Annotated in this window: 9 protein-coding genes; 4 read left to right on the top strand and 5 right to left on the bottom strand. The window is 69.5% G+C overall.

Going from position 1 to position 12,121, the window contains the following annotated elements; genetic code table 11:
* Window positions 1-11 precede the first annotated feature (11 nt).
* Window positions 12-2,108: a TonB-dependent copper receptor gene (locus WCE39_RS01135; protein ID WP_343274878.1), complete on the top strand. Its 2,097-nt coding sequence runs from the start codon at window positions 12-14 to the stop codon at window positions 2,106-2,108.
* Between the two features lie 33 nt (window positions 2,109-2,141).
* On the opposite strand, the gene arsC is transcribed toward WCE39_RS01135, so the two are convergent.
* A complete protein-coding gene (arsC, locus tag WCE39_RS01130; protein ID WP_343274877.1) occupies window positions 2,142-2,543 on the bottom strand; it encodes an arsenate reductase (glutaredoxin) in 402 nt (133 codons plus the stop codon).
* Window positions 2,544-2,598: 55 nt separating this feature from the next.
* On the opposite strand from arsC, the gene WCE39_RS01125 reads away from it, so the two are divergent.
* Window positions 2,599-4,494 (top strand): FUSC family protein, encoded by a 1,896-nt coding sequence (locus tag WCE39_RS01125; protein WP_343274876.1) that lies wholly within the window; start codon window positions 2,599-2,601, stop codon window positions 4,492-4,494.
* 34 nt (window positions 4,495-4,528) lie between these two features.
* Here the strand turns inward: WCE39_RS01125 and WCE39_RS01120 are convergent, their stop codons facing one another.
* The gene (locus tag WCE39_RS01120; RefSeq protein WP_343274875.1) at window positions 4,529-6,010 is read right to left on the bottom strand and encodes a SulP family inorganic anion transporter; all 1,482 of its coding nucleotides are present in this window, start codon (window positions 6,008-6,010) and stop codon (window positions 4,529-4,531) included.
* A 217-nt stretch (window positions 6,011-6,227) separates the two neighbouring features.
* On the opposite strand from WCE39_RS01120, the gene WCE39_RS01115 reads away from it, so the two are divergent.
* Both WCE39_RS01115 and WCE39_RS01110 read left to right on the top strand, forming a co-directional pair.
* The gene (locus WCE39_RS01115) at window positions 6,228-6,758 is read left to right on the top strand and encodes a hypothetical protein (protein ID WP_343274874.1); all 531 of its coding nucleotides are present in this window, start codon (window positions 6,228-6,230) and stop codon (window positions 6,756-6,758) included.
* Between the two features lie 98 nt (window positions 6,759-6,856).
* Window positions 6,857-7,471 (top strand): hypothetical protein, encoded by a 615-nt coding sequence (locus WCE39_RS01110; protein ID WP_343274873.1) that lies wholly within the window; start codon window positions 6,857-6,859, stop codon window positions 7,469-7,471.
* A gap of 92 nt (window positions 7,472-7,563) precedes the next feature.
* On the opposite strand, the gene egtD is transcribed toward WCE39_RS01110, so the two are convergent.
* Genes egtD through WCE39_RS01095 form a run of 3 tightly spaced genes read right to left on the bottom strand, consistent with a single transcriptional unit; the run spans window position 7,564 to window position 11,978 of the window.
* Window positions 7,564-8,526: an L-histidine N(alpha)-methyltransferase gene (egtD, locus tag WCE39_RS01105; RefSeq protein WP_343274872.1), complete on the bottom strand. Its 963-nt coding sequence runs from the start codon at window positions 8,524-8,526 to the stop codon at window positions 7,564-7,566.
* On the bottom strand, window positions 8,523-9,746 hold the full coding sequence (egtB, locus tag WCE39_RS01100) for an ergothioneine biosynthesis protein EgtB (RefSeq protein WP_343274871.1): 1,224 nt from the start codon (window positions 9,744-9,746) through the stop codon (window positions 8,523-8,525). Before egtB ends, egtD begins: the two co-directional genes overlap by 4 nt.
* Before the next feature lie 60 nt (window positions 9,747-9,806).
* Window positions 9,807-11,978 carry a catalase gene (locus WCE39_RS01095; RefSeq protein WP_343274870.1) on the bottom strand — a complete coding sequence of 724 codons (2,172 nt, stop codon included), beginning with the start codon at window positions 11,976-11,978 and terminating at the stop codon, window positions 9,807-9,809.
* Window positions 11,979-12,121 lie beyond the last annotated feature (143 nt).

The raw sequence follows: 12,121 nt of genomic DNA, 5'->3' as shown, positions 1-12,121 counted from the left end.
GGAGCCATGCCATGTCGATCCCCTGTTGTCCGGCGATCCGTTCGTCCTGCCTGTTCGTGGCCATCGCCGCCGCGCTGGCCAGTCCCTTCGCCCTTGCCCTGGAAGCAGCACCCGCCGATGCCACGCCCGATGCGACGCGCACGGTCGACTTCGACGCGCTGGTCGTCACCGCCGCCGCGCCGGTGTCCGCGCTGACCTGGGAAACCAGCCCCAAGCTCCCGCGCCAGCCGGTGCCGGCAAGCGACGGTGCCGACTATCTCAAGACCATCCCCGGCTTCACCGCCGTCCGCAACGGCGGCAGCAACGGCGATCCTGTGCTGCGTGGCATGTTCGGCTCGCGCCTGAACCTGCTCACCAACGACGGCGCCATGCCGGGCGCCTGCCCTTCGCGCATGGATAACGCGATGTCCTACATCGCGCCCGAAACCTATGATGCGCTGGTGGTGACCAAGGGCCCGCAGACGGTGCTCTGGGGCCCGGGTGCGTCCGCCGGAACGGTGCGCTTCGAGCGTGACCGCGAGTACTACGCCGAGCCGACCTGGAAACTCGCTGGAAGCGCGCTCACCGGCAGCTGGGGCCGGAACGACCAGGTGGTCGACGCGACGTACGGCGCGCCGCTGGGCTATGCGCGCATCAGCGCCAACCGCTCCGAATCCGGCGACTACGACGACGGCAACGGCGATCGCGTCGGCTCGGCCTGGAAGAAGTGGAACGCCGACCTGGCGCTGGGCTGGACGCCCGACGAGGACACGCTGCTCGAACTCGGCATCGGCATCGGCGACGGCCAGGCGCGCTACGCCACGCGCGGCATGGACGGCAGCCGCTTCGACCGCAGCAACTACAGCCTGCGCTTCGAGAAGGACAACATGCAGGGCGCGATGCAGGCCTTCGAAGCCAGCGTCTTCCACAACGTGGCCGATCACGTGATGGACAACTACAGCCTGCGCGACCCGAACCCGAACGGTGCGATGCCCATGCCGATGGCGTCCAACGTCGAGCGCAGCACCAGCGGCGGGCGCGCCGCGGCCACCTGGCGCGGCGCCGCGTTCGAGCTCGTCACCGGCATCGATGCCCAGGACAGCCGCCACCGCCGCCGCGCCGGCATGGGCCGCAACGCCTATCTCGCCATGCCATGGGTCGTCGACGCGCGCTTCGAAAACCTCGGCCTGTTCGCCGAAGGCACCTGGTTCCAGGGCGAGGACAGCCGCTGGATCGCGGGCGCGCGCGCGGACCGCGCAGGTGCCGAGGACGGCCGGATGACGGTGGCCGGCAGCCACGGCAATCCGGCAATGCCCAATCCGACAGCGGGCCAGTCGCGCGAGGAAACGCTCAAGGCGGGCTTCGTCCGCTTCGAACGCGACGTCGACAAGTCGCTCAGCTGGTACGCAGGCATCGGCCACACGGAGCGCATGCCCGACTACTGGGAGCTGTTCTCCGCGAACATGGGCCCGATGGGTTTCGCCAACGCCTTCGCCGGCCTCGACACCGAGAAGACCACCCAGCTCGACGTCGGCCTGCAGTACCGGGGCGAGCGCTTCGATGGCTGGATCTCGGCCTACGCCGGCCGCGTCGACGACTTCATCCAGTTCCGCTACATGGACACGATGATGGGCGCGACTTCAATGGTGTCGAACATCCATGCGCAGACCAGCGGCGCCGAGCTTGGCGGCGAGTACCGCGCGAGCGAGGACTGGAAACTCGGCGGCAGCCTGGCCTATGCCCGCGGCAAGGATCGCGACAGCGGCCGCCCGCTGCCGCAGATGCCGCCGCTGGAAGGCCGCCTCACGGCCGACTGGAACAACGGCAGCTGGTCGGCCGGTGCGCTGGTGCGCATCGTCGACGGACAGGACCGGGTGGCGGACGGCTATGGCAACGTGGTCGGCCAGGACATCGGCCCCAGCGCGGGTTTCGCTACGCTGGCGCTCAACGGCGGATACAGCTTCGCCAGCGGCGTGCAGCTGACCGCGGGCGTCGACAACCTGTTCGACCGCGCCTACAGCGAGCACCTCAACCTCGCTGGCAACGCCGACTTCGGCTATCCGGCCGATGCGGTCCGGATCAACGAGCCGGGCCGGACGTTCTGGTTGCGGGTGGGCTACACGTTCTGAGTGCAGTCGCAGCCGCGGGGCAGGGTGGTGCCGCTACTGCGGCGGCACCACGCCGCCGTCTTCCCTGGTGAACGGCGCGCTGATCGGCGGCAGGATCTCCAGTACCGTTTCCGATGGACGCGCCAGCCGCACGCCCAGGCCGGTGCGCACGAAGGGCCGGTTGATCAGCACCGGCTCGGCGAGCATGGCGTCGAGCAGCGCGTCCTCGGGCAGGGACGGGTCGTCCAGGCCGAGCTCGGTGTACTTCGCTTCCTTCGCGCGGATGGCATCGCGAACGCCGATACCGGCGTCGCGGATCAGCGCGACCAGCTCGTCGCGCGTCGGCGTGTCCTGCAGGTACTCGATGACCACGGGCTCGATGCCGGCGTGGCGGATCAGTGCCAGCGTGTTGCGCGACGTTCCGCAGCGCGGGTTGTGGTAGATCGTGGCGCGCATGACGGTCCTCGTGCGGGGCGCTCCACTGTACCGTGGAGGGGAAAGCGAAACATCCGTGCACGCATACAATCAGGGCGTGTACTCCGCACCTTCCAGTCCGCCGCCCGGTCTGCGCCAGCAGATGCGCGGCATGTTCGACGTGCGCCGCGGGCCACCCGGACGTTGGCGCTTTGCGTTGCGGGCAGCGTTCTGCATGGGGGTGCCGATCCTGGCCGGCTGGCTATCAGGCGACGTCGCTGCGGGAATGCTGGCCGCCACCGGCGGCTTCACCGCGCTCTACGGCAATGATCGTCCCTATCTGAACCGTGCGCGCGAGCTGGCGCTGATCGCGCTGGCGTTCGCGGCGGCGGTGGGTATCGGCATGGCCGTCGCGCCGCTTGGCTGGGTCGTGGTGGTGCCGGTCGTGGCGGTGATGGCCATGGTCGCCACCTGGATGGGCAATGCCTTCCAGATCGGCCCGCCGGGGGCGTACATGTTCCTGTTGGCCTGCGCCGCGGCCAGTGGCCTGCAGGCGCCAGCCGGCGGGCCGCTGTCGGCGGCGCTGCTGGTGCTCGGCAGCGGCGCGTTCGCCTGGTGCGTGCACATGCTGGGCGCGCTGTCCGACCCGCGCGGCCCTGAAAAATCCGCGGTGCTGCGCGCCGGCGATGCGGTGGCCGCCTTCGTCGCGGCCGTGGGCACGCCGGGGCAGGATCGCGCACGCCACGCCGCAGCGCGCACCCTGCACGCGACATGGAACACGCTGGTCGCCTACCAGCCCGCGCGCACGGCGCCCGGCCGCCTGACCGCCCTGCGTGCGATCAATCGCCGCATGCACCTGCTGTTTGCCGACGCCATGGCCGCCGCCGCCCGCAGCGAACCGCCACCGGCCGCGATCACGGAAGAAGTGCGCGGACTGCAGGCCCATGTCCGGGCAGCTTCGAGCACGGATGCATTGCCTCCGGGCGTGGTGCCGGGCGTGGTGCCACTCGGCCATCCCGGCGCCACCAGCATCCTGCGCGAAGCACTGGCACCGGGCTCCATGTCTCGCCTGGTGGTGCTGCGCGTGGGCCTGGCGGCGCTGGTGTCGGGCTGGATCGGTGCCCGGTTCGGGCTGGAGCGTTCGTACTGGGCGGTAGCGGCGGCGGTGCTCATGTTGCACCAGGGTTTCGACTGGAGCCGCACGCTGGTGCGCTCGGTCGAACGCCTGCTCGGCACCTGGGTGGGCCTGCTGCTGGGAGGGGCCATCATCCTGCTGTACCCGCAGGGCCTGTGGCTGGTGGCAACGGTGATGGCGCTGCAGTTCATGGTCGAGATGCTGGTCGTGCGCAACTACGCGCTGGCCGTGGTGTTCATCACCGGCGCGGCCCTGCTGCTGGCGTCGGGCGGCCAGCTGATCGAATCACCCGGGTCCTTCGTGCTGGCACGCGGGGTGGATACCGCGATCGGCTGCACTGTCGCCCTGCTGGTATTCCGCCTGCTGCCGGCGCGTCCGGCAGCCGTGCTGCCAGCCCAGCTGGCGCGCACGGTGCGCGGCGTGGACGCGGTGGTGGCGCAGCTTGCCCGCGGCACGGTGGTCACGCCGGTTGGGCGCGCGGCGCGTCGCGACCTGCAGCGGAAGAGTTTCGCGCTCCAGGATGCCTACGAGGCCGCGATCGCGGCTGCGCCGGAACAGCGGCGTGAAGCCGAGCGCCAATGGCCCACCGTGGCCGCGGCCCAGCAGCTGGCCTATCGCACCCTTTCGGCGTGCTGGACGCTGGAGCAGCTGGATTCCGGCGCCGCGGCCACGCGTGCGCGGGAACTGTTCGGCGACGACGGTGCAGCGCAGGTGCGCGCCGCCCTGCGCATGCTGGCGGACACTGCCGCGGCGCGCGCCACAAGCGGCCCGCTGGGCCTGCTGCCGCCACTGTTGGAACGCGAACTGCACAACCTGCAGGAGTGCCTGGCGCGGGAACCGCTTTCGATGCGGGATTGAGCCACATCAGCCGGCCTGGACATGTCCGGTGTCGCTACTGGTTCATCGACGACGCCGGCGCCTCGCCTCCGTGCGTGCCTAGGCGGTCGACCAGGGACTGGCTCGCGCGGTTCAGGCCAACCACGTCCACCGTGGCGCCGTGCTTGCGCAGCTTCTGCACCACGCGATCCAGTGCACCAACCGCGCTGGTATCCCAGAAGTGCGCATCGCGCAGGTCGATCAGCACGTTGCCCGGCGTGTGCAGGTAGTCGAAGCTGTTGGCGAACTGGACGGCCGATGCGAAGAACACCTGGCCGGTGACGCGATAGCTGCGACGGCCGTCGTCGCCGTCGTGGTGCTCGACCCGCAGCATCGAGCTGACGCGGCGCGTGAAAGACAACGCGGTCAGCAGCACGCCGGCCAGCACGCCCTTGGCAAGGTCATGGGTCGCGACAGTGACCACCACGGTGCCGGACATGATCAGGTTGGCGCTCTTCGGGTGGGTCTTCAGTTCGCGGAAGCTCTTCCAGTGGAAGGTGCCGATGCTGACCATGATCATCACCGCCACCAGCGCCGCCATCGGGATCATCGATACCCAGTCCGAGGCGTAGACCACGAGCAGCAGCAGGACCACGCCTGCGACCATGCACGACAGCCGGCCGCGGCCGCCCGAGCTGACGTTGATCACCGACTGGCCGATCATCGCGCAGCCGGCCATGCCGCCGAACAGGCCGGCGACGATGTTCGCCGAACCCTGGCCGGCACATTCGCGGCGGCGGTTGGTGGGCGTGTCGGTCATGTCCTCGACGATCTGCGCGGTCATCAGCGACTCCAGCAGGCCGACCACGGCCAGCGTGGCCGACACCGGCAGCAGGATCCACAGCGTGTCCAGCGTCCACGGGATGTCGGGGAGCAGGAACGTCGGCAGCGCGTCCGGCAGTTCGCCCATGTCGCCCACGGTGCGGATGTCCAGGCCAAGCCAGAGGCTGAGCGCGGTGAGCAGGATGATCGCCACCAGCGGCGAGGGCACCGCCCTGGTGAGCAGCGGCAGCAGGTAGATGATCGCCAATCCCGCCGCGCACACGGCATACACCGCCAGCGGCATGCCGACCAGCTCCGGCAGCTGTGCCATGAAGATCAGGATCGCCAGCGCATTGACGAAGCCGATCACCACCGAACGCGAGACGAAGCGCATCAGCGTGTTCAGGCGCAGGGCCGCGGCGAGCAACTGCAGCACGCCGGCGAGGATCGTGGCCGCCAGCAGGTACTGCAGCCCGTGGTCACGCACCAGGTCGACCATCACCAGCGCCATCGCCCCGGTGGCCGCGGAGATCATGCCGGGCCGGCCACCGGCAACTGCCGTGACCACCGCGATGCAGAACGAGGCGTACAGGCCGACCCTGGGATCGACGCCGGCGATGATCGAGAACGCGATGGCTTCGGGGATCAGCGCAAGCGCGACCAGGACCCCGGACAGGACATCGCCGCGGATGTTGCCGAACCACTGCTCTCGCAGCGGCGGATAGATGACGGACATGGAACGGCTCCGCGGGCGTCTGCGACGACGCGCACTGCATGGGTGGAAGGACAGGGAATGTAGCGGATCGCCCCATTGTCCGGGTCTTGCCGTCAAGGGACTGCCGCAGCCACGCGAAGGGCGCGTTGCGCGGCCGCCACCGCTTGCGCCATGATCGGATGATACCGGCGAGGAGAGGATCGATGATGGATTGCACGCAGCGCAGCAGGGTGGGCAGGTGAGCATGGAGATCGTGCCGGTCTGGAAAAACGTGACGCCCGAACTGTCATCGGAGCTCATCGCCATGTGGGCGCGCAACGGTGCGCTGCCGGATCCGACCAAGGCCGCCGAGCGGGCGCAGCAGGCTGTGGCAGTGGGTCGCGACGGTGAGGGCCAGATCTGGGGCGTCGGCACCGCGGTGCTGGGCATCGTGCCGTCCTTCGGCCAGCCAACCTATCTCTACCGGCAGTTCTTCGACGTCGGCGCGCGCGGGTTGAAGCAGACCATGCCCTTCCTCAATGCCATCCGCGACACGCTGGAGGCCTACAACGCCTCGCTTCCGAAGCCGGAGTCGGTGGGGGTGATGATCGAACTGCAGAACGACGACATGGCCGTGCGCTACCAGGACATGTACGAGGCCGGGGCCAAGGCGCACTTCATCGGCTGGTCGCCGCGCGGGCGACAGCTGCGGATGATGTATTTCAAGGACGCCAGGATCATGCTTCCGTTCGATGCCATGCCGCGGAAACGGCCGGTCGCGGCGTCCTGATCCCGGGCCCCGGCGTCTTCGCCGTGGGCGTGCCGCTTCACCGCGCCGCGACGCCCGCGGCCGGAAGGTAGGCCTTCCCACCTGACGAGGAAGGCGACATGGCACGCGGAAGCTACGACCAGGCCCAACTGCACGAACTGCTGTACCAGGGCATCGAGACCGAGCTCGGCGGCGAGCAGGTCTACCTGAAGGCGATCGAATGCGCGGTCAACGATGACCTGCGCAAGGAGTGGAACGAATACCTCGAGGAGACCAGGCACCACCAGGAAGTGCTGCTGGGCGTCTTCGAAAAGCTGGGGCTCGACCCCGAGGTCCGCACGCCCGGTCGCGAGGTCGTGGCCCACCACGGCAAGTCGCTGGTGAAGGCGATGGAGATGGCGCAGGCGGCGGGCGACCCGGCGGCCGCGGAGCTCGTCGCGGCCGAATGCGTGGTGCTGGCCGAGACCAAGGACCACCTGAACTGGGAGCTGGTGGGCTACGTCTCCAGGAAGGCCACCGGCGACGTCGGCAAGGTGCTCAAGGCTGCGTACGAAGAGGTCGAGCAGCAGGAAGACCATCATCTGTACCACACCAAGGGCTGGGGTCGGGAACTCTGGCTGCAGTCGCTCGGCCTGCCGGCGGTGCTGCCGCCGCCGGAAGAGGTCAAGAAGGTCGAGACAGCGATCGGCGCGGCGCGCGCCGAGAACGCCCGCGACGGAATGCGCAAGCAGTAGTCCTGTGATCGTGCGCGGCCGGCGAGGGGGTTTGGGGGTGGGTGGCTTTAGACACCCACGCGGCGGCCGCGCGCTTTCAGTGCGGAGCGGCTTCAGGCCCTGCGCAGGAGGCGCAACCCGAACCAGTCCTTGGCATCGTTCCAGCCATCGACCACGCGCAGGCCGGCCTCCGAGGCAAGCGAGCCGATGCGCGCGTTGGTGTATTTCTGGCTCTGTTCGACCTGCATCGACTCTCCGCGCGCGAAGGCGAATCGCCGCCGGTCCACGGTCACGACCTGGTCGCGGAGGCTCTCCAGGGTCGTGACGATGCGGCCTTCGGATTGCACGTAGCGCGCGCGGTGGGCGAAACCCGCGAGGTCGAAGTCGCTGCCGAGGTCGCGGTTGAGGCGGCGCAGCAGGTTGAGCGTGAACTCCGCGGTGATCCCGGCGGCGTCGTTGTACGCGGCCTCGATGACCGCCGGATCCTTCTCCAGGTCCAGGCCGAGCAGGGCCGCACCGTTGTCGCCCATGGTGTCGCGCATGGCGGCGAGCAGGCGCACCGATTCTTCGCGGCTGAAGTTGCCGAGCGTCGAGCCCGGGAAGAACACCAGTGCCGACGCGGCCCTGCGCGAGGGCGCCGGGAGGGGTACGGCCTGGGTGAAATCGGCCAGCACCGGCAACACTTCCACGTCGCCGAATTCACGGTCCAGGCGCCCGGCGCTGGCCGTGAGTGCCGAGCGCGAGATCTCGATCGGCGTATACGCCACCGGATCCTCCAGCGCGTCCAGCAGCAGCCGCGTCTTGCGGCCGCTGCCGCTGCCGTACTCGACCACGTGCGCGCGCGGCCCGACGGCGGCGGCGATCCGCGGCCCGCAGTCGGCAAGCATGGCCAGCTCCACGCGCGTCGGGTAGTACTCGGGCTGGCGGGTGATGGCCTCGAAGAGTTCCGAGCCGCGCCGGTCGTAGAAGTACTTCGACGGCAGGCGCTTGGGCTTGGCCGACAGGCCGTGTAGTACGTCGCCGGCGATGTCGTCGACGCTGGGGTGGAGATCGGTGATCGTCAGCTCGTTGCTCAAGCAGGGTCCTTTGCCAGGCGCAGGCCGGAGAACTGCCAGCGCGCGCGCGGCGCGAAGAAGTTGCGGTAGGTCGGGCGGGCGTGTCCGGGCGGGGTGGCGCAGCTGCCGCCCCGCAGCACCAGCTGGCCGCTCATGAACTTGCCGTTGTATTCGCCAAGCGTGCCCGGAAGCGGGCGGAAGCCGGGGTAGGGCGCGTAGGCGCTGGACGTCCACTCCCAGGCCCGGCCGGTGCCGGCAAGTCCGGATGCCGCGCTTTCCCACTCGGCCTCGGTGGGCAGGCGCGCGTCGGCCCAGCGGGCGTAGGCATCGGCCTCGTAATGGCTGAGGTGGCGCACCACCGAATCGGGATCGCGCTCGCGCCATCCCGCCAGGGTGAATTCACGCGCGCCGTCCGGGTGCCAGTACATCGGTCCTCGCCAGCCTTCCCGCAGCGCGAGGTCCCACCCGTCGCTCAGCCACAGGGTCGGGGTGCCGTACCCACCGTCGGCGACGAAGGCGGCGTAGTCGGCGTTGCTCACCGGATGCCTGGCGATGGCGTGCGCCGGGACCAGCACGCGGTGCCGCGGCGTCTCGTTGTCGTAGGCGAAGCCGGCGCCGTCACCCGGCCAGCGCGCGGCGCCGGTTTCGACGATGCGCTCGTCGCATTCGATCCAGGCATCACGAGGGGAAGGACGCAACGGCGCGGCGGCGCCCGCGGTTGCAGCGCGGGCGGTCCCTGACGCGCTTGCGTGTTCGATCGTGCAACCCGACTGATAGGCCGGCTGCAGCGGGTTGCACCACAACGCGTGCTTGATGTCGGCGAGCATCAGCTCCTGGTGCTGCTGCTCGTGGTGGGTGCCGAGCAGCAGGATGTCGCGCGTACCGGCCGTGAAACTCCCCGCCGCCAGCTGCTCCAGCACGCGGGCGTCGATGGCCTCGCGCCAGGCCAGCACCTCCGCCAGGGCCGGGCGCGAGACCAGGCCGCGCTGCGCGCGTGCGTGGCGCTCGCCGGCGCCGACGTAATAGCTGTTGAACAGATAGTCCCAACCGTCCGGCATCGCCTCGGGCAAGTCTCCCAGAACGAAGCGCGAGAAGAACCAGGTGGTGTGCGCGAGGTGCCACTTGGCCGGGCTGGCCTCGGGCATCGATTGCAGCTGCGCGTCCTCGGGCGACAGCGGCGCGGCGAGCGCCACGGTGTGGGCGCGCACCTCCGCATAGCGGGCGGCGAGGTCGAAAGCCATGCCCGAAGCATAACCGCTGGGGCGGGCGGTCTCCGGGCAGGTTGCCTGCAAGACCGTCACTCAGGCGAGCGTCCGAAGCTTCGGTTCGCGGGCCCACTGCCGGCCCTTGGCCGCGGCGATGAAGGCCTTCGCCTCGGCGGCATCGACAATGCCCGCGTCATGGCCGACGCCACCGGCTTTCAGCAGCGGGGCCGCGCCGGCATCCGATGCGATCGCCTTCAGGTGTGCCCAGGCGTTGGAGACGAAATCCACCGCCGCAGACTCCTCCGCCAGCCTCCTGCCGGCCGCATCGGACAGCAGCACAGCGACCGCGTCAAACAGCTGCGAGGGCGTGCCCGCGAGCTGGCCGTCGGCCGCCTGCTTCTTTCCGTCGGACAGCGTCGCGCCGCCCAGCTTGGGCGCCACCAGCTTCACCGTGGCGCCGGCGGACTCCGCGGCTTCGCGCAATGACTCCAGCGCCGCCGCATCGCTGCCCTCATCGAAGAGGATGCCGATGCAGCGGCCCTCCAGCGTGTCCTTCATGCGCCCGATGATGCGCACTTCGGGTGCCGGTGGCAGGTCCTGCGCCGGCACCGCCGCCGGCGGGGCAGGTGGCAGCGTGTCCATGCCCAGGCCGTTCGCCACCCGGTTGGCCAGTTCCTCGTCGACGTTGCGCAGCTGGCCGACCATGCGTTCGCGCACCTTGGGGGTCTCGACCTTGGAGAGCTCGAACACCAGCGCCGATGCCAGGTGCGCCTGTTCCGGCACCTCCAGGCTGCGGAAGAACATGCGCGCCTGGCTGAAGTGGTCTGCGAAGCTCTCCGGACGGATGCGCCCCTTCACCCCGTCATCGGCCGAGGCATGGCTGCGGAAGCCGGCGGCCGCATCCGCGCGCGGGCTGTCGTCCTGCAGCGAACTCGGCTCGTAGTTGACGCGGCCACGCGGCACCTGCATCTGCATGTGACCGTCGCGTTGGTGGTTGGCGAACGGGCACTTCGGCTGGTTGATCGGGATCTGGTGGAAGTTCGGGCCGCCCAGCCGGATCAGCTGCGTGTCCAGGTAGGAGAACAGCCGCCCCTGCAGCAGCGGATCGTTGCTGAAGTCGATGCCCGGCACGAGGTTGGCCGGGCAGAAGGCCACCTGCTCGGTTTCGGCGAAGAAGTTGTCCGGCCAGCGGTCGAGCACCATGCGTCCGATCACCTGCAGCGGCACCAGCGCCTCGGGGATGATCTTGGTCGGATCAAGGTGGTCGAAGGGGAAGGCTTCTGCGTCTTCTTCGGTAAACAGCTGGACGGCCAGCTCCCACTCCGGGAAGTCGCCTGCCTGGATCGATTCGAACAGGTCGCGGCGATGGTAGTCGTTGTCGGCGGCCTGCAGCTTTGCGGCCTCGTCCCAGACCGTGGACTGGATGCCCAGCCTGGGCCGCCAGTGGAACTTGACGAAGGTGCTGCGCCCTTCGTCGTCAAGGAAGCGGAAGCTGTGCACCCCGAAGCCTTCCATCATCCGCAGCGAGCGCGGGATGGTGCGGTCGCTCATCGCCCACATGATCATGTGCATCGATTCCGGCGTGAGCGAGATGAAGTCCCAGAGCGTGTCGTGGGCATTGGTCGCCTGCGGGAAGCCGCGGTCCGGTTCGGGCTTGAACGAGTGCACCAGGTCAGGGAACTTCATCGCGTCCTGGATGAAGAACACCGGGATGTTGTTGCCGACCAGGTCGTAGTTGCCTTCCTTCGTATAGAACTTGACAGCGAAGCCGCGCGCGTCGCGCGGGGTGTCGATCGAACCCTTGCTGCCGGCCACCGTGGAGAAGCGGGTGAACACCGGCGTACGTTCGCCGACTTCGGTGAAGATCTTCGCCCGCGTGTACTTCGCCAATGATTGCGTCAGCTCGAAGTAGCCGTGCGCGGCCGAGCCGCGGGCATGCACGATGCGCTCGGGGATGCGCTCGTGATCGAAGTGCATGATCTTCTCGCGGAGGATGAAGTCCTCCAGCAGCGTCGGGCCGCGCGGGCCCTGCGTGAACGAGTTCTGGTTGTCGGCGATGACCACGCCCTGGTTGGTGGTCAGCCGCGGGCGTTGGCCGCCGGCCTGCTGCTGGTACTCGCCGCCGCTGCCGCGGGGTGCGTCGAATTCAGGGTCGGGACCATCGGCGGGGCGGCCCACGCTTCCCGTGGGCTTCGGCGTCGCCGGCTCGCGCTCCGTGGGGGGCTGCGCCCCGGGCGGGGTGGTGGTCGGGGTCCGGGGCCTGGCCATGCGCTGCTCCTTCGCGGGGGAAGGCACATGGTGTGGGCTGCCGCGTAAAGCGGATGTGGCGGGAGAGACGGAGGCCAGCCGCGTGGCGCGCCACGCAGCGGCTTCCGCCAGGCCGGACCAAGAGCGGCGTGCCCCGCAGCTGG

The sequence above is a fragment of the Luteimonas yanweni genome (assembly GCF_039548475.1).
Classification (GTDB): domain Bacteria; phylum Pseudomonadota; class Gammaproteobacteria; order Xanthomonadales; family Xanthomonadaceae; genus Luteimonas.
This window is presented reverse-complemented; position numbering and strand designations above follow the sequence as displayed.